This window comes from Thioalkalivibrio sp. HL-Eb18, from assembly GCF_000364985.1.
Lineage (GTDB): Bacteria > Pseudomonadota > Gammaproteobacteria > Ectothiorhodospirales > Ectothiorhodospiraceae > Thioalkalivibrio.
Map to the genome: position 1 here is coordinate 39,048 of NZ_KB822963.1, position 22,546 is coordinate 61,593.

The window sequence follows — 22,546 nt, forward strand, 5'->3', positions numbered from 1 at the left end:
GATAAATAGCCGGTCAGTATAAATTTTCTGGCCACCTCCCGACAAGCAGACCGGGCAAACGCCGTGCATGTCGCGCGGCAGACGCAACGTCGGCACCCTGCTACGATGACCGTCCTCGTTTCAAGCTACCGAGCCCGTTCATGCCCGAGCGCATGCCCCGCCTGAGTCGCCGCCGACTGCTTGCCCTGATGCTCGCGCCCGGGCTGATGGCGATCGCCGCGGCACCGACGGCCCGCGCCAGCTGGTGGCCCTTCAACCCCGACGTACTGCGCGCGCTGACCCGCCGCCCGGATGCCTCCGATCTCACGACGGCCGAGATCATCGAGGCGGTACACGAGGCTCTGATCATCGCCTCCCATTCGGCTACGGAGACCCTGTCCCAGCGCAACGGCTTCTTCGGTAACCCGGACGTACGCATCCCGCTCCCCGAGGTGCTCGCGACCGCCCGCCGGTCGCTGGATCGCATCGGCATGGCCACGCCGCTGAACCAGCTTGAGGAGGGGATGAACCGGGCCGCCGAGGCCGCCATACCCGAGGCCCGCGAGCCACTGGTGCGGGCCGTGTTCGCGCTGGACCTGGACAACGCCCGCGAGATCCTGGTCGGCGATGACGACGCCGCCACCCGGCATCTCGAATACCACGCACGCGTCGGTATCACCGAGGCGATGCGCCCGGCCATCCAGCAGAGTCTGGAACAGGTACAGGCCCTGGACACCTACGGCGAGCTGAAGGAACGCATGCGCGAGATCCCCTTCCTCGCACGTGTGCGCTTCGATCCGGTCGAGCACGTCCTGGAGCATGCGATGGACGGCCTGTTCTTCATGCTGGCCGAGGAAGAGGCCCGCCTGCGCGCCAACCCGCAGGGACGCGGCACCGATGTCCTGCACCGCGTGTTCCGGCGCCAGTAAACCCTCGAAAGCCACGCCCGCCAATCCCGAGCCATGAACGACGCCCCCGTACTCACCGTTACCGAACTCAACCAGTGTGCCGACGGCCTGCTGCGCGACGGCCTGGGCCGGGTACGCGTGGAGGGCGAGGTCTCCAACCTGCGCCAGTACGCCTCCGGGCACCAGTACTTCTCGCTGAAAGACGCGAACAGCTCGGTGAGCTGTGTGCTGTTTCGCGGTAATGCGCGCAACGCCGCCCGCTTCGCCGATGGCGACGCGGTGCAGATCCAGGGGCGCGCCGGGATCTACGCGGCACGCGGACAGTTTCAGATCATCGTCGAGCAGCTGCAGCCGGCCGGCGAGGGCCAGCTCCTGGCGGCGTTCCAGCGCCTGAAGGAAAAACTGGCCGCCGAGGGCCTGTTCGACCCCGAGCGGAAGAAACCCCTCCCCGCCTGGACCCACCGCCTCGGTGTAATCACCTCCACCCAGGGCGACGTGCGCCACGATATCGAACGCACCCTGGCGCGGCGCTTCCCGCTGCTGTTGCCCTTCACCCTCTACCCCACCGCGGTACAGGGCGCGCAGGCCGCCAGCCAGATCGTCGCGGCCCTGGAACAGGCCGCCCGCGAGGGTACCGTGGACGTGATCATCCTGGCGCGCGGCGGCGGTTCGCTGGAGGATCTACAGGCGTTCAACGAGGAGAGCGTGGCCCGCGCCATCACCGCCTCGCCGATCCCGGTGGTGACGGGTGTCGGGCACGAGACCGATACCACCATTGCGGACTTCGTCGCCGACCTGCGCGCCTCCACACCAACCGCGGCAGCCGAGGCGGTCAGCCCGGACGGCGCCACCCTGCGCCACCGGATCGAACGAGCGCGCGACCGGATGACTGCACTCGCAAGCCAGCGCGTTGCCCAGCACCGGCAGACGCTGAACGCCCTGTGGACCCGCCTCGAACGACGCCACCCGCGCCAGCTGATGGAACGCAACGCACAGCGCCTGGACGAGCAGCACGAGCGCCTGCAACGCGCCTGGCAGCGCCGGCACGAGCAGGCCGGCCAGCGCCTGCAGCATCTGCGCCTGCGCCTGGCCGGCGCCTCCCCCGGCAACCGCATCGCCTCCGCGCGGATGCGCCTCGACCATTTGCACCAGCGTCTCGCGCGCGCCGCCCCGGCACACGACATCCGCACGCACCGCGAGCGCCTGGCCCGCCTGCACCGGGATCTCGAATACCAGATGCGCCAGGCCCTGACGATCCGCCAGCAGCGGCTGGAGGCGACGCGACGCCAGCTGAACGCCCTCGGCCCTCAGGCGGTCCTGGAACGCGGCTATGCGATCCTGCAGACGGAAGAAGGGCAGGTCCTGCGTGACGCCGCGCGGACCGAAATCGGCGCGCCGCTGAAGGCCCGACTGGCACGCGGCGCACTCGAACTGAAGGTGACGGCGACGAAATCGCCGGAGGGTAACGAGTAACGCGAGGGCGCTTCAGCCCGCCTGTTCAAGCGCGGCCTGCAGGCGCGCACGCACCCGCTCGCGCCCCAGATACTCGAAGATACGGGGCAGCTCGGGGCCATGCGTCTGGCCGGACAGCGCCGCGCGCAGCGGCATGAACAGCTTGCGCCCCTTCGCCCCCGTCGCCGCGCCGACGGCCTTCGCCAGGGCGGAGAAATCCTCGGCCCCGTCCAGGGCATCCAGGGCGGCGTGGTAGAAATCCGCGCCCGCCTGCTGCAGCTCGGCGGCGGCCGCCTCGCTCACCGGGGGCGGGTCGGTGGCGAAGGCCTCCACCCAGATACTGGCGTCCTCGGCACGGGTGATGTTGTCGCGCAACAGCCCTGCCAGTGCCGGGCGCTCATCCGCCGGCACGCCCCCGAACACATCGAAGTCCTCGAGATAGGCCAGCAGGTCGGCATCGGACAGCTGGCGCAGGGCCTCGGCCTGCCAGTGCTCCAGCTGCTGTGCATCGTGGCGCGCGGCGCTGTGACCGATGCGTTCCGGGCTGAACTCCGCCGCGAGTTCCTGCGCACTCAGCAACTCGTCCGACTCGTAGCGGTGCCCGAGGCGGGCGAGATGGTTGAGGATCGCCAGCGGCAGGTAACCCGCCGTGCGCAGCTCCTCGACGCTGGCCGAACCATTGCGCTTGGACAGCGGTGCACCGTCGTGCCCCATCACCAGCGGCAGGTGATGGTAGGCGGGCGCCGCCAGCCCCAGCGCCTCCAGCAGCAGCATCTGGCGCGGGGTGTTGGCGATATGGTCCTCGCCGCGCACCACGTCGGTCACGCCCATCAGGGCATCGTCGATCGCATTGGAGAAGAAGAAGGCGGGCGTGCCGTCGGAGCGGCGGATCACGAAATCGCCGATCTCGTCGGTCCGAAAACTCACCGGCCCGCGTACCCCGTCCTCGAAACGGACCGTGCGGCCCAGCGGCACACGAAAGCGCAGGGTCGGCTTCTGCCCCTCGACCACGCGCCGCTCGGCCTCCTCCGCACTCAGGTGGGCACAGGTCCCCGGATAGCGCGGCGGCTTGCCCTGGGCGCGCATGCGCTTGCGCCCTCGCTCCAGCTCGGCGGGCGAGCAGAAGCAGGGGTAGGCCTGACCGGCATCGATCAACTGCTGGTAATAGCCATCGAAGATCCCGCCACGTTCGGACTGGGCATACGGCCCGGCATCGCCACCGGCGTCAACGCCCTCGTCCCAGTCCAGCTTCAGCCAGCGCAGGTCGCGCATCAGGGCAACCACGAACTCCGGGCGCGAGCGCTCGGCGTCGGTGTCCTCGATCCGCAGCAGAAAATGCCCGCCGCGCGAGCGGGCGAACAGCGCGCTGAACAACGCGGTGCGCACGTTGCCGAGATGGAGAAGCCCGGTGGGACTGGGCGCGAAACGGGTCTTGGTCGGCGGTGTCGTCATCGCGCGCATGGTAGCGGAGCACCCCGCGGGCCACCAGCCGGGCCGGCCGTGGCCCTAGGGAGACGCTGATTGAATCGCACGTCCGCGTTGGCGCCCCCTGTTTTCCGAGACAAGGCGCCTCTGGCAGCGGGTAGTGGTTCTACCCGCCCGTTCTTGATGGATTCGGGGCGCAACGCAGGATCGGGGAACAGGGGGCACCAACCCCACAAGCCATTCAAAGCAGGGGCTCGGCCGCCCGTTGTTATCAGAAACGGGCGTGGGAACGGCGTTGCGGCTCCTTTGTGCAGAATGACTGCACGACAGTCACCGCGCATTAAACGCACACAAAAGCGACTCGAGCGCGGACGCGCGATTCAATCAGCGTCTCCCTAGTAGCATTGCTGGCAGGGACCCCGCCTGCCGGGTACCATGGCCGCCCGACATTCATCCGGAGGGCCAGTCCCGTGCAGCGATCCCGTTTCCGGCTCGGCATTGTGCTGGCCACCGCCCTTCTTGCCCTACTGCTTTCAGGAGCCCCCATGGCCGATACCAATCCGCAGGTCGCGATCGAAACCAACCATGGCCGCATCGTGCTGGAACTCAATGCCGAGGCCGCCCCGGAGACGGTCGCCAACTTCATGTCCTACGTGGATGACGGCTTCTACGACGGCACGATCTTTCACCGCGTGATCCCGGGCTTCATGGTCCAGGGCGGCGGCTTCGACAAGAACATGAGCCAGAAGTCCGCCGGCGAGCCCATCCGCAACGAGGCGGATAACGGACTGAAGAACGAGGTCGGCGCGATCTCCATGGCGCGCACCCAGGACCCGCATTCCGCCACTGCGCAGTTCTTCATCAACGTGAACGACAACGACTTCCTGAACCACACGGCCCCGAACGCGCAGGGCTGGGGCTATGCCGTGTTCGGCAAGGTCTCCGAGGGCATGGACGTGGTGCGCAAGATCGAGGCCCTTCCCACCGGCCGCGCCGGCATGCATCAGGACGTGCCGCAGGAACCGGTCGTGATGGAAAGCGTCAAGCGCGTCGAGGACTAACCGCTTCGTGAGTGCCCGCGCGCCGGCCCTGGTCATCTCCGACCTGCATCTGGATCGCGAACCCGGCCCCCTGCTGGATGCCGTGCTCGCGTTTCTGGAAGGCCCGGCGCGCACGGCCTCCGCGCTGTACATCCTCGGCGACCTGTTCGAGTACTGGGTCGGCGACGACGCCGGCTTTCCCGCTGCCGAACGGCTCGCCGCAGGCCTGAAGACACTGGACATCCCGGTTGCCTTTATCCATGGCAATCGGGATTTTCTCGTGGGCGAGGCCTACGCCGCGCGCGCGGGGATGCAGCTCGCCCCCGAACCCCTGCACGCCGCCCTGCCCTGCGGACCCGCCGTGCTCCTGCACGGCGACTCGCTGTGCACCGACGACACCGAGCACATGGCCTTTCGCCAGCAGGTACGCAGTGGCGAATGGCAAAAGGGATTTCTGAGTCATCCACTGGAGGAACGCATCCGCCAGGCCGAAGCCATGCGCGCCGCCAGCCGCGACAGCGGCCAGATGAAGGCCGCTGCCATCATGGACGTGAACCCGACTGCAGTGGCCGACGTCTTCCGCGACGCCGACGTCCCGCTGATGATCCACGGCCACACTCACCGCCCGGCCATCCACGAACTCACCGTTGACGGCCAGCCCCGCCAGCGCTGCGTCCTCCCCGCCTGGGACGAGCACCCGGGGTATCTGGAGATCGACGCGACCGGCCCGGTCCTTCGCCAGCTGGACGGCTCACCCTACCCGGCGCACCTGCTGCACGCCTGAACGCGCGCGTTCCGGCTCCCCCAGGCAGACGCTGCCTTAATCGTACGACCTTCAGTCCTCAACGCGAGCTTCCGCATGAGGGGGCGCGGATCGTTCCCCATCCCAGCCGCCACCCATCGCCTTGAACAAGGTCGCGGTTGCATTGAGCCGATCCCGCAAGGCCTCACTCAGAGCCAGCTCTGCGTCCAGCAACGCGCGTTCAGCGTCCAGCAGCTCGATAAACCCGGTAAAGCCTTCTTCATACCGGATCTCCGCCAGATCACGCGTTTCCTGGATGGCCTGTACCTGGCGCCTGACCGCACCCACACGTTCGTCGGTGGTCTCGTAGAGCACCAGGGCATCTCGCACCTCGCGAAACGCCTGAGTCATGGTCATGGCATAACGGGTTTCCGCCTGGTCACGCAGGGCTTCTGCGGTCTCCACCCGGGCCCGGGCGCGACCGAAGTCGAACAGCGGCCCGGCCACGGTCGCGCCCACGCCCCAGGTCTCGGCCGAGCCGGTAAACAGATCGCTGGTTTCCGTGGCGGCGGTGCCGAGGAACCCCATCAGATTCAGGCGCGGAAGCCGGTCCGCCTCGGCGACGCCGATCTCGGCCGTGGAGGCCATCAATTCCGCCTCGGCGGCGCGGATGTCGGGCCGCCGACGCAGCAGTTCGGATGGCATCACCGCAGGCACATGCGCCGGCAGTTCCATGTCGGCCAGACGACGATCCCCGAAATCCAGCTCGTCCAGCAGTTCGCCCGGTGACATGCCCACCAGCACCGCGAGTGCCCCTTCCAGGGTCCGCACCTGCTGACGCAGTGAGGGGATGCGCGCGCGCGTGGTTTCCAGTTCGGACACCGACTGTCGCAACACCAGAGCATCCGTCTGGCCGCTCTCGTAGCGGATTCGCTCCAGTTCCAGGGTCCGCGCCCGCGATTCCAGCGTCTTCTCGGCAATGGCCAGCTGTTCCTGCGCACTGCGCAGATTCACGTAGGTGGCGACAACATCCGCCACCACATTCAGCCGAACCGCCTCATGGCTGAACCGGGACTGCTGCAGAAAGGCCTCGGCGGCCTCCTCCTGACGGGCGAGGCGCCCCCACAGATCCAGCTCATATCCCAGAATCCCCGTGATCGAGAACAGGTTTCCGGTGCCTCCGGCGCCCGGGATCGGCGACAGCCCTTCCGGCTGCCGTTCCCGTGCCGCCTCTGCCTGGGCGTCCAGCGTGGGCAATCGGTTGGCGTCCGCCAGGCCCAAACGGGCGCGAGACTCCTGAATGCGTTGCACCTGCAGGCGGATATCCAGGTTATCGTCCAGGGCCCGCGCCACCAGTGCGTCGAGCCGCGGGTCCTGGTAACGGGTCCACCACTGCTGCCAGGCCTCCTGCTCCTCGGCACTGAGCAGGACGTGTTCCGGCCAATCCTCCGGAAGATCAATGTCCGGGCGCTCATAGTCCGGCCCCACGGCGCAACCGCCGAGTATGAACGCCGCAGCGACAGCTACGCCCCACTTACGCATCGCGGGCCTCCTTCGCCTGCCGACGTTGCTGGCGCCAGGTGGCCAGATCCTCGAGCAGTTTGTAGAACAACGGCACGAACAGCAGGGCCAGGGTGCTGGCCGCGATCATGCCACCCACCACCACGGTGCCGATCTCCTGACGGCTGGCCGCGCCGGCTCCGGTGGCGAACACCAGCGGCAGCGTACCGATGATGAAGGTCATCGCGGTCATGACGATCGCACGAAAACGTTGCCGCGCCGCCGCCATCGCGGCATCGGTGGAACTCATGCCCTCGCGCCGGTTCTGCGCGGCGAACTCCACGATCAGGATGGCATTCTTCGCCGCCAGGCCGATCAGCACCAGCAGCCCTACCTGAAAGTAGATGTCATTGGGAAAGCCGCGCAGCATGGTTGCCAGGGCCGCGCCGAGCACACCGAAGGGTACGGCGGTGGCCACCGCCAGGGGCAGGGTCAGACGCTCGTACTGGGCGGCCAGAATCAGGAACACCATCAGCAGCCCCAGACCGAACGCCGCGCCAGCGGCACCGGCGGCAACGTCCAGCTGGTAGGCCTCGCCAATCCAGCCCATGGTGGTGTTGGCGTCCGAGTCCAACTCGGCCACCACGGCTTCCAATGCCTCCTTGGCCTGGCCCGTGGTGTAACCCGGTGCCGCATCCGCAAGCAAGCGCGCCGACTGATAGAGATTGAAGCGGTCGATAATGTCCGCGCCGCTGCCCCGCTCCAGACGCACCAGGGAATCCACGGGAACCATCTCCCCGGCATCCGAGCGCACGAATATATGCCGGAGGTCCTCTTCGCGACTACGGAACTCCGCTTCGGACTGGATATTCACCCGCCACAAACGCCCCTGGTAAGTGAAATCGTTGACATAAAGGGCGCCGAAGGTGCTCTGCATGGCCTCGAAGATGGTGTTGATGGGCACGCCGATGGCACGGGCCTTTTCCCGGTCCACGGTGGCGCTGTAGCGCGGGATGTTGGTATCCAGCGTGGCCCGCACATTAACCAGCTCGGGCCGTTCATTGCCGGCCTGCACCACCCGCTGGGCCGCTGCGTCCACTTCGTCCGTGGTGGTCTGACCGCGGACCTGAAGGTAGCCTTCCACACCTCCGGTCAGTGACAAGCCCTGAATAGGCGGCGGCGCGAAGGCGAACACATTGGCCTCCGGGACACCGGCCCCGACACCCATGATCCTGCCCACAACCGCCGAAGCATGCTGGTCCGGAGCTCGGCGCTCGGACCAGTCGCTCAGGTTGGCAAAGCCGACCAGGGCATTGGTACGCAGGGACGAGGCGATAATGTCGAATCCGGCGAACGCGGTGAACTGCTCGATCTCCTCGATCTCCCGGAGGCGGTCCGTCAGTTCGTCCCGCACCCGCTCCGTGCGCCCCAGCGCCGATACCGGCGGCAACTGGCCCACCACCAGCGCGACGCCCTGGTCTTCCTGCGGCACCAGACCGGATGGCAGGCGATCCAGCAGGAACACCGCCGTCGCGCAGAAACCCAGAAACAGCGCCACACCCACCGTGCGATGGCGCAACAGCAAGCCCACCGTTCCTACGAAACCACGGGTCAACGCATTGAAGCCGCTATTGAACATGGCGAACGGCCGGGCCACCGTTTGCTTCTGCTTGTCGAGCAGCAGGGCGCACATGGCCGGCGTCAGGGTCAGCGCCACCACGGCGGAAACCACCACGGATACGGCAATGGTCACCGCGAACTGACGGTACAACTCCCCGGAAAGCCCCCCCAGGAACGCCACTGGCGCGAACACCGCCACCAGCACCAGGGTCGAGGCCACCACCGCCCCGGCCACCTGCTGCATGGTTTCAATGGACGCCTCCCGCGCCTTCAAGCCCTTTTCGGCCATCAGCCGTTCCACGTTTTCCATAACGATGATGGCGTTGTCGACCACAATGCCGATCGCCAGCACCAGGCCGAACAGGGTCAGCAGATTGACCGAAAAGCCCATCGCCAGCATGCCGGCAAACGTGCCGACCAGGGACACCGGAATGGCCGCCACGGGGATCAGCGTGGCCCGCAGGTGCTGCAGGAACAGGAAGGTCACCACCACCAGCGCCACGGCGATCAGCAGCGTGATGAAGACCTGCCTGACCGAGATCTCCACGAACTCGGTGATGTCGTAGGCCACCGTGTATTCCAGGCCGTCCGGAAAACGCTCGGACAACTCGTCGAGGGCTGAACGTACCTCCCGGGCCGTGTCCAGCGCGTTGGCGCCGGGCTGCAGAAAGACGCCCAGGGGCACGGTTGGCTCACCATTGTAGGTGGCGGAAAACTCGTAGTTCTGGGCGCCCAGGCTGACCCTCGCCACATCCCCCAGCCGCAGGGTGCTGCCATCGGGCCCGGAGCGCAGGATGATGTCCTCGAAGGCCTCGGCGCTATCCAGCTGTCCCTCGGTGGTCACCGTGAAGGTAAAGGCCTGCCCCTCCGGTGCCGGCTCCGCGCCGATGCGTCCGGCGGCGAACTGGGCATTCTGCTCCCGGATCGCGGCGGCCACATCGGACGGTGTGAGCTCGAACTGGGCGAGCTTGTCCGGCCGCAGCCACACGCGCATGGAGTAATCCTGGGCGCCGAACAGGCTGGCATCGCCGACACCGGGCAGACGGACCAGTTCGTCCAGCACATTGAGCAGCGCGTAATTGCTGATGAACAGCGAATCGTAACGGCCATCCGGCGAGCTCAGCACCGGCACCATCAGAATGTTGGTGGAGCGCGCTTCCACCCGCACGCCCTGATCCCGCACCTGCTGCGGCAGGCGCGGCAGCGCGGCCTGCACCCGGTTGTTGACGTTGATGGCCGCCTGGTCCGGATCGGTGCCCATCTCGAACGATACGGCGATCTGCAGGGAGCCGGCATCGGTGCTGGTGGACTCCATGTAGATCATGTTGTCCACGCCGTTGATTTCCTGCTCCAGCGGCGCGGCGACCGATTCCGCCAGCACTTCGGAACTGGCACCGGGATAGTTGGCCTGGACCACGACCTGCGGTGGCACCACATCCGGGTACTGCTCTACCGGCAGCGCGCTCAGCGCCGCCAGCCCCGCCAACACGATCACGAACGAGATGACCGAGGAGAAGATCGGCCGGTCGATGAAGAAGCGCAGCATGTCAGGATTCCCCGTTGGTCTCGGTGACCTCGACCGAGGCGCCGTCACTCAGCGCCACCTGCCCGTTCACCACAAGCCGGTCCCCCTCATCCAGCCCCTCGAGCACCACCTGGCGGCCATCCACCACCGGCCCGAGCCGCACAGTGCGGATATGCGCGACGTCCTCGTCATCCACCACGAACACCCGGGGCCCGTCCCGACCCTCACCCACGGCGTTCTGGTCAATCAGGAACACATCCTCCAGCTCCTGCAGGACCAGGCGCACACGCACGAACTGGCCGGGAACCAGATCCCCATCCGGATTCTCGAACACCGCTCGGACGGAGACCGTGCCGGTGCGCGGATCGATGGTGCTGGCGGTGAAATCCACCTGACCCTCCCGCTCATAGGCCTCGCCACCGGGCAAAATGACCTGGGCCGCGTACGTCTGCACCTCATCCTGGACACGCCCCATGGCGCGGCGCGCCACGCGCTGGATCGCCGCATCGTTCTCCGGCAGAGCGAAGCGCACATGGGCCGGGTCATGGCGGGTGACCACCGTCAGCAGCGCGCCACGCTCGATCAGGCTGCCCTCCGGCAGGGTTTCCAGATCGGTGGCACCGGACACCGGCGCCGTGACCTCCGTATATCGCAGATTACGGCGGGCATCCGCCAGCGCCGCCTCGCTCATGGCCAGCCGCGCCTCCGCAAGCTGCAGGTTGGTTTCCGCCTGGTCGCGTTCGCGGCGGCTCACCGCATCCTGTTGGTACAAACCCGAGATACGGTCCCATTCGCGCTTCGCCTGGGCCAGGCTGGCCGCTGCATCCCCGCGCTCGGCCTCGGCACGGCGCACCGCGATCTCGTAGGGTTCCGGGTCGATACGGAACAGTGGATCGCCCGCCTCCACCAGCTGCCCTTCGGTGTAGAGACGTTCCTCGAGAATGCCGTCCACGCGGGCACGCACTTCCACTTCCCGGAAACCGCGCACGCGGCCGGCGTACTCGCCCTCGACCTGGACCGACTGAGGCGTGACGGCCTGCACGGTGACCACAGGCAGTGGCTGCTCCTGCCCGCCCGCGTCGTCCTGCGGGGCCCCGCAGGCGGTCAGCAGGAGCAGGAGGACCAGCAGCGCAATAGGGGCGCGAACCCCGCGTCGCGGCCACAGGCGGCCGAGCGTCTGGTTCACAACTGATGTGGTTCGGTACATGTTGACTCCAAGCCAGTAGAACGTGTGACGGGACCCCGGCACACACAATGACGCTGCCATCCAGCTGCGTGCGGCCGCCCGGGTCAGGACCCCAGGAGCACGCCGTGCAGGTAGATGTCAAACACTTGATCGAATCGGTCCACCAGGCATGGGCGACCGGCGGACGCTTCACTTGACATCACGGCCCCGTACACCAGGTCGCCCAGCCCATCCATGAGCGCCTCCACGGGAAGCTTGCGCATTCGCCCGGAAACGATCAGCGCCTCGAACTCGGGCGCCCATTCATGTCGCCGTGACATGGAGCGGGCGAAATAGAGGGGGATACCCCGATCACGGAATTCCGCTCGCTCCTGGATGAACAGCTCGACGGTTTCCGGGTGCTCGTCGAAAAACGCAAAGGCCGCACGAATGCCGGAGCGGAGCCGCTCCAGCGGATCCGAGTGCGGATCACGCGCCTCGCACATCCGGGCTTCCAGCACGTCCAGCTGCTTGGTCAGCGCGGCGCAGAACAGGTCTTCCTTGCCGCTGAAATAGCGGTACACGGTTCCCTTGCCCACGCCGGCCCGATCGGCAACTTCCTGAACGTCCGCGGATCGATACCCGCGCTCGGCAAACACCATTACCGCGGCGGCAAGCAGCTCTGTCTTCCTTGCATCCGGGGTTTTTCGTGCGTATCGCGCCTGGCTCACTTCCGCTTCCCGCCGTGTGTCCTTGATGCAGGCCCCAAACGGACGGACCCGTCAGTCCGCATGGTTTCACACCAACAAAGGCCTGTCAAAACGGGAATCTCCAATACCGGCGGGCGGACGGCGCAGACGCCGATCGGCCACCTGGGGAACATTGATGAATGCACACGCACGCGCGCGTCGCCTTTGCGTGCGCACAAGGCGCGGTGACTGGCGTGCACTCACTCTGCACCAGAGAGCCGCAACACCCTGCGCACGCCCGTGTTGACGAAAACGGGCGGCCGAGCCCCTTCACTCAATGACTTGCCGGGTCCTGATTAGCAACGCGAGTCAGCCAGCGGCTGGGACTCATTCGGGGACGTGCATGGGCCGTCCCGGGCCACTTTGATCCAGGCCTTCCTGGGAGTGTCACCTTCCTGAGGCCCCTTACCCCTGCCCGGTCATCCCGGCCGGAGCGAAGCGAAGAGCCGGGATCTCCCCCGTCGGGGCAACCCCAAGCGCGGAGATCCCGGATAACCGCTACGCGGTTTCCGGGATGACGAAACAGGGGGGGGGGCAGCTGGAGACCCGAGCCCGCACAGTCCTTGGGCCTGGCTTACTCTCGTTGCTAATCAGGTGCGGGGATGTCGCCCCAGGTTTTCCGAGGCAAGGCGCCTCAGGCAGCGGGTAGTGGTTCTACCCGCCCGCTCTTGATTTCTTCGGGGCTCAACGCAGGATCGGGGAACCTGGGCTGCCAACGCGAGCGTGTCCATTCATCACTGCCCCCGGGTGTTCCGACAGACTGGGCACGCGCGGCCTGCCACCATCCCGTGCCGCGCCCGCCCGCGGGCGTCGGGGGGCGTAGGATGTGATGAGCGCAGCGAATCGCATCAGGGTTTCGCACGGCGTGGGGAACGGTGCGATTCGCTGCGCTCATCACATCCTACAGCGAGGTCGGGGCGGCGGCCTGGGCCTCCAGCTGGGCCATCTCGGAGTCGGTGAAGCCGGCGGCGCGGCGGGCGGCATGGGCGAAGGGCGGGCGTACGCGGCCCGGCATGTACTCGGCTAGCAGCTCGAGGAACAGCGGTTCGGGATCGAGCCCGCGCGCGTGGGCCAGTTCGCGGAACCAGCGCGTGCCGATCGCCACGTGGGCGACCTCCTCGCGCTGGATGATCTCGAGCAGCGCCACGGTCGCGTGATCACCCGCCGCGGTCAGCCGCTCGATCATCCCGGGCGTCACATCCAGCCCGCGCGCCTCCAGCACGCGCGGGACCAGCGCCATACGGATCATCACGTCGTGGTCGGTAGCGAGCGCGGCCTCCCACAGCCCGTTGTGGGCCGGAAGGTCCCCGTAGTCTGCTCCCAGCTCGTGGAGTCGCGCGCGCAGCAGCCGGAAATGACGCGCCTCCTCGGCCGCCACCTGCAGCCAGTCGCTGACGAACGGCGCCGGCATGTCGCGAAAGCGATAGACCGCATCCAGCGCCAGGTTGATCGCATTGAACTCGATATGTGCAACGGCATGCACCAGCGCTACCCGCCCGGCTGTCGTGTGCAGCCCGCGCCGGGGCAGCTCGCGCGGGTGCACGAGCACCGGGCGCTCGGGGCGCCCGGGCACCTCCACGCGCTGCGGGGGTGGCGCCGCTGCTGGCGCCGTCGCGCCGGACCACCAGGCGTCCATCAGCCCCAGCACACGCTCGCACTTGGCCTCCGGGTCGGATTCCAGCAGGGCGGTCTCGGCCACCCGGTAGAGGCCCGCCTCCGGTCGCGGTGTCGCGTTCATGGATCTCCCTGTACGTACAGGCGTGCCGTCAGGCACGCACGCGGACGTTCACCATCATGTCGTTGTCCTCGTGTTCCAGGTTGTGGCAGTGGAACACGTAGAGCTGGTCGCCATCGTAGTCGTGCGTGAAGTCGATGGCGATGCGCACGGTCTCGCCCGGCCACAGCAGGACGGTGTCCTTCCAGCCCAGATCCGCGACCGTCAGCCCGTCGTCGTTGACCGCCTGTTCGCGCACGAAACCGGGGCCACCGGAGCGCGACAGCACCTGGAACGAGAAGCCATGGATATGCATCGGGTGCGGCATGCTGCGGTCCGCATTGCGGAGCGTCCACACCTCCTGGGTGTTGGCCTCCACCTCGATCGGCACCCGGTCCGGGTCATACGTCTCGCCATTGATACGCCACTGCATCGGGGCCATGTCCAGGAGGATGTCGCGTTCGGTTGCGTTGGACACGTCGATGGGGTCGATTCGCGACAGGCGCTCGGGCACCTCGGCGGTGACCGCCTCGCCCTCGCGGACCACGAACTCAAGCAGTGCGAGCGGATCGCCGTCGTGCATGCCGCCACCCATCATGCGCCCCATTCCTCCGCCCATGCCGCCGCCCATACCGCCGCCACGCATCATGCCGCCACCGGCCATCGGGTCGAATTCCAGGCTGTGCAGCTCGACTCGATCGCCTCCGGAAAACGCGGCGAAATCGACCAGAAGCTCCAGACGCTCGCCCGGTGACAGGAAGGCCTCTTTCACCTCCCAAGGCGATTCCAGCAGCCCCGCGTCCGTGCCGATGACCTGGAACGGGACCGCCGCGCCATCGGCCCGCAGGGCGAGGCGATAGATCCGGGCGGTGGATCCGTTCAGCAGGCGCAGGCGATGGATGCGACGCTCGACCTCGTGGCGGGCGGACGGCGTCATGTTCACCAGCACCTCGTCCCCGAGATACCCCATCATCCCCTGCATCGGATTCGGCTGGTACACCAGATGCCCGAGCCGGTCGAAGCGCTTGTCCTGCAACACCAGTGGCAGGTCGGTCTTGCCCAGCTCCAGGCCAAGGGCCTCGTTGAGGGCGTCGTTGTCGTCATCCGTCACCAGCAAAAAACTCGCCAGCCCCTGGTGGGCCTGGCGCGCGGTCCGGTGATGCGCATGGGTGTGGTACCAGTAGGTACCGCCGCGGTTGGTCACCTGGAAGCGGTATTCGTACTGTTCCCCGGGATCGACCGTATGGATCGGGTGACCGTCCTCCCGGCCCGGCACATGCAGGCCGTGCCAGTGGATGATCGTGCCCTCGTCGAGTTGGTTGTCGAGGGTCACATCCAGTTCGTCGCCCGTGCGCAGCAGCAGGATCGGGTTCTGATAGTCGTCCCCGTTCACCTGCGTGCGGTACCACAGGAACGGCGTCTCGCTGCGGCCCGGCACCGGCATCCATCCCTGTTCGGCCACCAGGGTGAAGGGCTTCTCGGGTGCGAGCACCGCAAACGGCCCGTCACTCCCGGGCAGAAACAGCGTGTTGTCGAAACGCGGGGCGGAGACCGCATGGTTGAACAGGGTCCAGCCGCCAAACGTGGTGACCACGGGCAGCGCCGCGGCCAGCCCGAGAAACTGGCGTCGTTTCATTGTTGCTCTCCTTGAGTACGCGAAGCGGGCATGCTCCGGCGCAGCAGGATGGAGTTGCCGATCACCGACAGCGAGCTGGCGGTCATCGCGATTACGCCGATCATCGGGTGCAGCAGGCCGGCCGCGGCGATCGGGATCGCGGCGGTGTTGTAGCCCCAGGCCCAGAACAGGTTCTGTACGATCTTGCGGAAGGTCAGCCGCGACAGCTGCACGGCCTCGACCACCTTGGTCAGTTCGCCACGCACCAGGGTCACGTCGGCGGCCTCGATTGCGACGTCCGCGCCGGCCCCGATCGCGATGCCGACATTGGCCTGCTGCAGGGCCGGGGCGTCGTTGATGCCGTCACCCACCATGGCCACGTGCTCGCCGTACTCCTTTTGCAGCTCACGGATGGCCTCGACCTTGCCCTCCGGCAGCACTCCGGCACGGACCTCGTCGATCCCTACCTGCGCGGCCACGGCATTCGCGGTGCGCTCGTTGTCGCCGGTGACCATCACGCAGCGGATGCCCAGGGCATGCAGCTGTTCGATGGCGACCTGCGACTCCTCCTTCAGCGTGTCGGCGACCGCGACAATACCGGCCGGCCGGTCGCCAATGGCCACCAGCATCGCCGTCTTGCCGGCATCCTCCAGCTCCCGCAGCGGCGCCAGCAGTGCGGCGGGGTCCAGGCCCTGCTCCTCCAGCAGCCGCTGGCTACCCACCAACACCCGTTCGCCGTCCAGGCGGGCCTCCACACCGCGCGCGGTGTGTGACTGGAACTGCTCGACCTCGGCAACCTCCAGCTCCCGGTCGCGCGCCCCTTGCACAATGGCGTCGGCCAGCGGGTGCGCCGAACCGGCCTCGACGGCCGCTGCCGCCCGCAACACGCGAGACTCGTCAAAACCCTCGGCCGCGATGACGTCGGTCAGCGCGGGCTTCCCCCGGGTAATGGTGCCGGTCTTGTCGAGCACGATCACCGCAATGTCCTTCAGGGTCTGGATCGCGGAGCCGGAGCGGATCAGCACGCCGCGCTCGGCCCCCATGCCGGAGCCGACCATCAGCGCGGTGGGCGTAGCCAGCCCCAGCGCACAGGGACAGGCGATGACCAGCACGGCGATGGCCGCCAGAATCGCCAGTATCAGCGGCGGGCGTTCGGAATCGACCCAGGGCAGGAAGCCCTCGCCCCAGATCAGGATCGGCTGCAGCGCCCCGGAGAACGCCAGCCAGGCCGCGAACGCGGCCAGCGCGATCACCAGCACAGCGGGCACGAAACGCGCGGTGATGCGGTCCGCCAGCTCCTGCACCGGCACGCGCGAGCCCTGCGCCTCGTTGACCAGGCGAATCACCTGCGACAGGAAGGTATCGGCGCCCACGCGGGTCGCACGCACCTTCAGCCGCCCCTGCTGATTCAGGGTGGCGCCCAGCACGGTGTCACCCTCGCCCTTGTCCACCGGGACCGACTCGCCGGTGGCAATGGACTCGTCCACGGTGCTCTCGCCCGCCACCACCTCGCCATCGGTCGGAACCTTCTCCCCCGGGCGCACGATCATCACGTCACCGACCTGGAGCGACTTGATCGACACCTCGACCTCCTCGCCATCGCGCTCGACCCGCGCGGTCTTGGCTCCCAGATCCAGCAGCTTGCGAATGGCCGAAGAGGCCTCGCCCTTGGCGCGGAATTCCAGATACCGTCCGAGCATATGGAAGGCCATGATGGTCGCGGCCATCTCGATGAACGAAGTCATCGGATAGACGAAACCGACCAGCCCGATCAGATAGGGCGGCAGCGAGCCCATCGAGATCAGCACGTCCATGTTCAGGTTGCCGCTTTTCAGCGACCGCCAGGCGGACCGATGCGTGGCCGCGCCCCCCGCCAGGAACACCACCGGGAAGGCCAGCAACGCGATGATCAACAGATAGCCGGGGATCGGCTGCCAGAACATGTGCGGCATCATCAGGACCATGATCGCGATGGTCGGCACCATCGCGAACCACAGACGGTTCCAGGCCTGCTTCACGTAGGCGGCGTCGATCGCCGCGTCGTCCGCCTCGCTGGCGGCGTCGTCGGTCTCCACCGCCGCCACGTCGTAGCCGGCCCCCTCCACAGCCGCGCGCAGGGCCTCGCCATCGGGCCCATCCGGCGTCACCTCCACCGTCACGCGGTGGTCGGAGATGTTGGTGCGCACCGTCTCGATCCCGGCGAGCTTCTCGATCGCCGCGCGCACGATGCCGGCGCAGTGATCCGAACCCATGCCCGGCACCACCAGCCGCACCGAACCGGAACCCCCGGCCTCGCTCTCGACCTGTGCGACGTCGTAGCCGGCGCCCTCCACCGCGGCGCGCAGCCCCTGCGGGTCGACCTGGTCGGGGTCATACCCCACCGTCACCCGGTGCCGGGCGATATTGGTCCCCACCGAGGTCACCCCCGGGGTCTTTTCCAGCGCCGAGCGCACGATGCCCCCGCAGTGGTCCGACCCCATGCCGGGGACGATGACCACCGCCTCGCGGGCGGTCGCCGGCTTCGTTTCTGACGTCGTCATCGCGTGACTCCTTACCGGCCACCGAACAAATACTTGATCAACGCGGCGATCGCGAGGATCAGCAGTACCAGGACCAGAAGCCCGATCAGGCCTCCGCCCAGACCCATACCGCCCAGCCAGCCAAAACCTTGTTCATTCATCATGATGGAGTCCTCCCAAGGACTTAAATTCAACGGCGATACGCGGTTTCGCGTATCGAGGGGGCGATCCGCAATCGCCCGGGGCCGGGCGGACGCCCGGCCAGGGAGGACTCAGAGAGGGGGACGCAGATCCGGGCCCGAACGGGCGCCGGGACCCATGGCCACGGCCCCCGGAACGGGGCGGGACAGCGATGCAGTGACCGGCTTGGTCACGGAGGAAGGCAAGGCGGAGGCCCCGCAGATACCGCAAACCGCGCACGGCATCTCGCAGCCCGAGAAGTCCGCCTGAACCGCGGGGTCCAAAGGCAGGGGTTCCGAGGGCGAGGTGGCGCCTTGATCCGGACAGTGGCCCGGCGTGGCGATTGCCGCCCCGTGATCCCCATGCATCATGCCCGCACCGGCGATCGGCGCCAGCAACAGCGCGGCGGCAATCAGCAGAGTCAGCAGATGGGACAGGGCTCGCGACACGGGCAGGCCTCGAAAGAGCATTCTTTTTACAAGTCTAGCAGCGTCGCGGACCGGTCACAAGAGATAGATCAAGCAGGGAAGCACAACAACATTACAGCACCGGCGCCAGCAGGTAGGCGGCACGCGCGGCCACGCGGCGCCACAGCGGCAGGTCGTCCACGTCCTGCCGGGACATCTCGCGCGAGCGGGCGAAGTCGGCCTCGAACATGCGCGCCGTCTCGCGGGCGAAGCCCTCATCCATCACCAGTGCGGTGACCTCGAAATTCAGCCGGAACGAACGGTTGTCCAGGTTGACCGTACCCACGGCCGCGCCCATGTCGTCCACCACGAAGGCCTTGCCGTGCAGGAAGCCCTCCTGATAGCGGTAGACGCGCACCCCGGCATCCAGCAGCGGTCCGAGGAAGGCATAGGCCGCATGCGTGGTCAGCGGGTTGTCGGTGACCTCGGGGATCAGCACGCGCACATCGACGCCGCTGAGCGCGGCCAGCTTGAGCATGCCCTGTACGCCCTCGTCCGGCACGAAGTACGGGCTGGCGATCCAGATGCGCCGCTCCGCCGCATGGATTGCCTGCTGCATCATCAGGCTGGCGGTCTCGAATTCGTCGGCCGGACCGGAGGGGAGTATCAGCACCGGGACGCCATCGTCCGCCATCGTCGCCGGCTTCCACTCCAGCTCCGGGATGGCCTCGGTGGCCCAGTGCCAGTCCTCCAGGAACACCGACTGCAGGGCCAGGGCGGACGGCCCCTCGATGCGCAGGTGGGTGTCGCGCCAGGGCCCGATCTTCGGGTCCCGCCCGAGGTACTCGTCCCCCACGTTCAGTCCGCCGACCCAGCCCTGTTCGCCATCGGCCACCACGATCTTGCGGTGGTTGCGGAAATTCAGCTGGAAGCGATTGCCGCGCCCGCGGGTGGAGTGAAAGTGCTGTACATGGACGCCCGCCTCGCGCAGGGTGTCCAGGTAGCTCCCGGGCAAGCGGTAGCTGCCGATCTCGTCGTACAGGAAATAGACCTCGACCCCATCCTGGGCGCGTTCCACCAGCCGCCGCTGCAGATCGCGCCCGAGTTCGTCGTCGCGCACGATATAGAACTGCACCAGCAGATAGCGCTCGGCCTGCTCGATCCCCTCGAAGATACTGTCGAAGGTCGCCTCGCCATCTACCAGCAACTCGACCTCATTGCCGTGGAGAAACGGCCAGCGGGCGAGTTGCTGTACCCCGTCCAGGTGCTTGCTTGGTGCCGCGGCAATGTACTGGTGAGACCACAATTCCTCGGTCTTCGGCTGCAGGGCCCGCGCCAGAGCGGAGTCCTCGTCGCGGCGCGCGACCACATAGCCGCGAAACTCGCTGGCGCCGAACACCCAGTAGGCCGGAACGGCCACATAGGGGACGGTGTTGAGCGACACGATCCAGGCCACCGCGCCCTGCGGCGTCCGGGTGGACATCAGCGCATCCAGCGAAGACAGGAACCCCAGCAGGTGAAACCCGATGACAACGGTCAGCAGGACCCGCCAGCGCGGACGCCGGCGGGATCGGGACGCGGCATCATTACCGAGGGGGCTGGACATGGCGTCCGGGGCAATCGCCGGCCGGTCGCGTCAGAGCGCGTCGAGCCCGCGGGCCAGATCGCGCTGGATGTCGGCGACCGCCTCCAGCCCCACCGCGACCCGCACCAGGGCCTCGGTAATGCCCTGGGCCTCGCGCTTGTCCGGGTCCACGCGACCGTGGGTGGTGGTGGCCGGATGGGTGATGGTGCTCTTGGTATCGCCCAGATTCGCGGTAATCGACAGGAACCTTGTAGCGTCGATCACCGACCAGGCGGCCTCGCGCCCGCCGGCGACCTCGAAGCTCAGCACGCCGCCGAAGCCGCTTTGCTGGCGCTTCGCGATCGCGTGCTGCGGGTGGGATTCGAGCCCCGGGTAATGCACGGCGGTGACCTTCGGGTGGGCCTGCAGCCACTGCGCCAGGGCCAGGGCGTTCTCGCTGTGGGCGCGCATACGCAGGGCCAGGGTCTCCAGCCCTTTCAGGAACACCCAGGCGTTGAACGGCGACAGGGTCGGGCCGGCGGTGCGCAGGAAGCCGTAGACGTCCTTGCCAACACGCTCGGCGTCGCCCACCACCGCGCCGCCCAGGCAACGCCCCTGGCCGTCGAGGAACTTGGTCGCCGAGTGGATGATGATATCGGCGCCCAGATCCAGCGGACGCTGCAGGATCGGGGTGCAGAAGCAGTTGTCCACCGCCAGCAGCGCGTCATGGCGATGCGCGACCTCCGCCAGCGCGGCAATGTCCACCACCTCGCCCAGCGGGTTGGACGGCGTCTCGCAGAAATACAGCCGGGTATTCGGCTGTGTAGCGGCCTCCCAGGCCTCGAGGTTCGACAGTTCGACGTAACTCACCTCCACGCCGAAGCGCCCGAGGTAGTTATTGAACAGGACCGTGGTGGTGCCGAACACCGAACGCGAGCAGACCACGTGATCGCCGGCCTTCAGCAGGCCCATCATGGTCGCCAGGATCGCCGACATCCCGGAGGCGGTGGCGACACAGGCCTCGCCCCCCTCCAGCGCGGCCAGTCGGTCCTGGAAGGTGCGCACGGTGGGGTTGGTGAAGCGCGAGTAGATGTTGCCCGGGCTCTCGCCGCCGAAACGCGCCGCTGCCTCGGCGGCCGAACCGAACACGAAGCTCGAGGTCGGGAAGATCGCCTCGGAGTGCTCGCCCTCGGGCGTGCGCTGGTAACCGTGCCGGATAGCGACGGTCTGCGGGTCGTATTCGCTGGGGTCGAAGTCGGTCATCGGGTCTCTCGAGGCACGGATTGCAGACCCGACAGTGTACCCGGCGCAGCGCTCAGTTTCCGGGCTGCAGCCGGTCGGCCACGCGGGTCAGCAGCTCGTAGCTGATCGTCCCCGCCGCGCGCGCGACGCGTTCCACGGGAAGACCCTTGCCCCACAGGGTCACGCGGTCCCCGACCTGCACATCGGGCACCCCGGAGAGATCCACCGCCAGCATGTCCATGGAAACGCGCCCGATCAGCGGGCAAAGCGCTCCCTTCACCCGCACCGGTGTGCCCGACGGGGCATGGCGCGGGTACCCGTCGGCATACCCCATCGCCACAATCCCGGCCCGGCCGGGCGCATCGGCGGCCCAGATCGCCCCATAACCGACGGTACTGCCGGGTTCGAGCGGCTGGGTGGCGATGATCGGGGCCTGCACGGTCATCGCCGGGCGCAGGTCGCTGTCCGGACCCTCCGGCAGGTGCTCGGCGGGTACCGAGGCCGGATGCGCGCCGTAGAGCATGATACCTGGGCGGCCCCAGTATTCACCGAGCGCCTCGGACGCCCCGCCCCGACCCCAGCCGGCAAACAGGGCCGCCGAATTGGCCACGCTGCGGCGTCCCGGAAATTCCGCCACCGTCGTCGCGAAACGGTCCAACTGGCGGGCATTTTGTGGATGCTCCGGATCGTCGGCACAGGCCATGTGGGTCATCCAGTGCAGTCCGCTCTGCCCGTGGCCGGCAACCTGCAGTCGCCTGGCGACCGTGGTCGCCTCCGCCGGCACGAAGCCCAGGCGGTTCATCCCGGTATTCAGTTTGATCCAGACGATGGGGAGCGTGACGCTGGCGGTCTCGAGATGGTCGAGTTGTGCCGCGTCGTGCAGCACGGGCTGCAGGTCGAACTCTGTGCAGGCATGGACCTCGGAGAGATCCCGCGGCCCCTGCAGCACCAGCAACGCGCCGTCGAAACCGGCAGCGCGCAGGGCTCGCGCCTCACCGACCTGGGAAACAGCCAGCCCGTCGCTGTCGCTGGCGAGTGCCTCGGCCGCCCACAGCAGACCGTGGCCGTAGCCTTCCGCCTTGATCACCGACCACATGGGAACACCGGGTGCGAGGCGCCGCGCCACGGCCAGGTTGTGCCGCAGGGCCTCGGGGTGGAGCTGGATGCTGGCCGCGCGTCTCACGCGTCGCCTCTGGCCTG

At 67.7% G+C, this 22,546-nt stretch carries 17 protein-coding genes; 4 read left to right on the forward strand and 13 right to left on the reverse strand.

Annotated elements, in window-relative coordinates:
- The first annotated feature begins 140 nt into the window (after window positions 1-140).
- Both F813_RS0104135 and xseA read left to right on the forward strand, forming a co-directional pair.
- A complete protein-coding gene (locus F813_RS0104135; protein WP_017925671.1) occupies window positions 141-908 on the forward strand; it encodes a DUF4197 domain-containing protein in 768 nt (255 codons plus the stop codon).
- 33 nt (window positions 909-941) lie between these two features.
- Window positions 942-2,360, forward strand: coding sequence for an exodeoxyribonuclease VII large subunit (xseA, locus tag F813_RS0104140; RefSeq protein ID WP_017925672.1), 1,419 nt, complete (start codon window positions 942-944; stop codon window positions 2,358-2,360).
- A gap of 12 nt (window positions 2,361-2,372) precedes the next feature.
- Here xseA and gltX read toward each other — a convergent pair whose 3' ends face one another.
- Window positions 2,373-3,800 (reverse strand): glutamate--tRNA ligase, encoded by a 1,428-nt coding sequence (gltX, locus tag F813_RS0104145; protein WP_017925673.1) that lies wholly within the window; start codon window positions 3,798-3,800, stop codon window positions 2,373-2,375.
- 509 nt (window positions 3,801-4,309) lie between these two features.
- On the opposite strand from gltX, the gene F813_RS0104150 reads away from it, so the two are divergent.
- Window positions 4,310-4,825, forward strand: a complete 516-nt coding sequence (locus tag F813_RS0104150; RefSeq protein WP_017925674.1) for a peptidylprolyl isomerase — start codon at window positions 4,310-4,312, stop codon at window positions 4,823-4,825.
- Between the two features lie 7 nt (window positions 4,826-4,832).
- A complete protein-coding gene (locus F813_RS0104155; RefSeq protein ID WP_017925675.1) occupies window positions 4,833-5,588 on the forward strand; it encodes a UDP-2,3-diacylglucosamine diphosphatase in 756 nt (251 codons plus the stop codon).
- Between the two features lie 51 nt (window positions 5,589-5,639).
- Here F813_RS0104155 and F813_RS0104160 read toward each other — a convergent pair whose 3' ends face one another.
- From F813_RS0104160 to alr, 12 genes are all read right to left on the reverse strand, one after another.
- Window positions 5,640-7,088, reverse strand: a complete 1,449-nt coding sequence (locus tag F813_RS0104160) for an efflux transporter outer membrane subunit (RefSeq protein ID WP_017925676.1) — start codon at window positions 7,086-7,088, stop codon at window positions 5,640-5,642.
- The gene (locus tag F813_RS0104165) at window positions 7,081-10,212 is read right to left on the reverse strand and encodes an efflux RND transporter permease subunit (RefSeq protein ID WP_017925677.1); all 3,132 of its coding nucleotides are present in this window, start codon (window positions 10,210-10,212) and stop codon (window positions 7,081-7,083) included. The genes F813_RS0104160 and F813_RS0104165 overlap by 8 nt, the downstream gene beginning before the upstream one ends.
- A 1-nt stretch (window position 10,213) precedes the next feature.
- Window positions 10,214-11,398, reverse strand: coding sequence for an efflux RND transporter periplasmic adaptor subunit (locus F813_RS0104170; protein WP_026148135.1), 1,185 nt, complete (start codon window positions 11,396-11,398; stop codon window positions 10,214-10,216).
- Between the two features lie 83 nt (window positions 11,399-11,481).
- Window positions 11,482-12,087, reverse strand: coding sequence for a TetR/AcrR family transcriptional regulator (locus F813_RS0104175; protein WP_026148136.1), 606 nt, complete (start codon window positions 12,085-12,087; stop codon window positions 11,482-11,484).
- Between the two features lie 919 nt (window positions 12,088-13,006).
- Window positions 13,007-13,843 (reverse strand): ferritin-like domain-containing protein, encoded by an 837-nt coding sequence (locus tag F813_RS0104180; protein WP_012983289.1) that lies wholly within the window; start codon window positions 13,841-13,843, stop codon window positions 13,007-13,009.
- Window positions 13,844-13,871: 28 nt separating this feature from the next.
- Window positions 13,872-15,455 carry a multicopper oxidase family protein gene (locus tag F813_RS0104185; RefSeq protein WP_017925680.1) on the reverse strand — a complete coding sequence of 528 codons (1,584 nt, stop codon included), beginning with the start codon at window positions 15,453-15,455 and terminating at the stop codon, window positions 13,872-13,874.
- Window positions 15,452-17,974 (reverse strand): heavy metal translocating P-type ATPase, encoded by a 2,523-nt coding sequence (locus tag F813_RS0104190; RefSeq protein WP_017925681.1) that lies wholly within the window; start codon window positions 17,972-17,974, stop codon window positions 15,452-15,454. Before F813_RS0104190 ends, F813_RS0104185 begins: the two co-directional genes overlap by 4 nt.
- Window positions 17,975-17,985: 11 nt before the next feature.
- Window positions 17,986-18,117, reverse strand: a complete 132-nt coding sequence (locus tag F813_RS14590; RefSeq protein WP_017925682.1) for a hypothetical protein — start codon at window positions 18,115-18,117, stop codon at window positions 17,986-17,988.
- Window positions 18,118-18,225: 108 nt separating this feature from the next.
- Window positions 18,226-18,582 carry a hypothetical protein gene (locus F813_RS14410; RefSeq protein ID WP_196793817.1) on the reverse strand — a complete coding sequence of 119 codons (357 nt, stop codon included), beginning with the start codon at window positions 18,580-18,582 and terminating at the stop codon, window positions 18,226-18,228.
- A 91-nt stretch (window positions 18,583-18,673) separates the two neighbouring features.
- Window positions 18,674-20,146 carry a cardiolipin synthase gene (gene cls / locus F813_RS0104210; RefSeq protein WP_017925684.1) on the reverse strand — a complete coding sequence of 491 codons (1,473 nt, stop codon included), beginning with the start codon at window positions 20,144-20,146 and terminating at the stop codon, window positions 18,674-18,676.
- Window positions 20,147-20,176: 30 nt separating this feature from the next.
- Window positions 20,177-21,367 (reverse strand): O-succinylhomoserine sulfhydrylase, encoded by a 1,191-nt coding sequence (locus F813_RS0104215; protein WP_017925685.1) that lies wholly within the window; start codon window positions 21,365-21,367, stop codon window positions 20,177-20,179.
- A 52-nt stretch (window positions 21,368-21,419) separates the two neighbouring features.
- Entirely contained in the window at window positions 21,420-22,529 is a 1,110-nt protein-coding gene (gene alr, locus F813_RS0104220; RefSeq protein ID WP_017925686.1) for an alanine racemase, read from the reverse strand.
- Between the last annotated feature and the right edge of the window lie 17 nt (window positions 22,530-22,546).

Bases quoted from the DNA above. Each gene is read 5' to 3' on its own strand.
- F813_RS0104135 (WP_017925671.1), top strand. From the start codon at position 141: ATGCCCGAGCGCATGCCCCGCCTGAGTCGCCGCCGACTGCTTGCCCTG.
- xseA (WP_017925672.1), top strand. From the start codon at position 942: ATGAACGACGCCCCCGTACTCACCGTTACCGAACTCAACCAGTGTGCC.
- gltX (WP_017925673.1), bottom strand. From the start codon at position 3,800: ATGCGCGCGATGACGACACCGCCGACCAAGACCCGTTTCGCGCCCAGT.
- F813_RS0104150 (WP_017925674.1), top strand. From the start codon at position 4,310: ATGGCCGATACCAATCCGCAGGTCGCGATCGAAACCAACCATGGCCGC.
- F813_RS0104160 (WP_017925676.1), bottom strand. From the start codon at position 7,088: ATGCGTAAGTGGGGCGTAGCTGTCGCTGCGGCGTTCATACTCGGCGGT.
- F813_RS0104165 (WP_017925677.1), bottom strand. From the start codon at position 10,212: ATGCTGCGCTTCTTCATCGACCGGCCGATCTTCTCCTCGGTCATCTCG.
- F813_RS0104170 (WP_026148135.1), bottom strand. From the start codon at position 11,398: ATGTACCGAACCACATCAGTTGTGAACCAGACGCTCGGCCGCCTGTGG.
- F813_RS0104180 (WP_012983289.1), bottom strand. From the start codon at position 13,843: ATGAACGCGACACCGCGACCGGAGGCGGGCCTCTACCGGGTGGCCGAG.
- F813_RS0104185 (WP_017925680.1), bottom strand. From the start codon at position 15,455: ATGAAACGACGCCAGTTTCTCGGGCTGGCCGCGGCGCTGCCCGTGGTC.
- F813_RS0104190 (WP_017925681.1), bottom strand. From the start codon at position 17,974: ATGACGACGTCAGAAACGAAGCCGGCGACCGCCCGCGAGGCGGTGGTC.
- F813_RS14590 (WP_017925682.1), bottom strand. From the start codon at position 18,117: ATGATGAATGAACAAGGTTTTGGCTGGCTGGGCGGTATGGGTCTGGGC.
- cls (WP_017925684.1), bottom strand. From the start codon at position 20,146: ATGTCCAGCCCCCTCGGTAATGATGCCGCGTCCCGATCCCGCCGGCGT.
- F813_RS0104215 (WP_017925685.1), bottom strand. From the start codon at position 21,367: ATGACCGACTTCGACCCCAGCGAATACGACCCGCAGACCGTCGCTATC.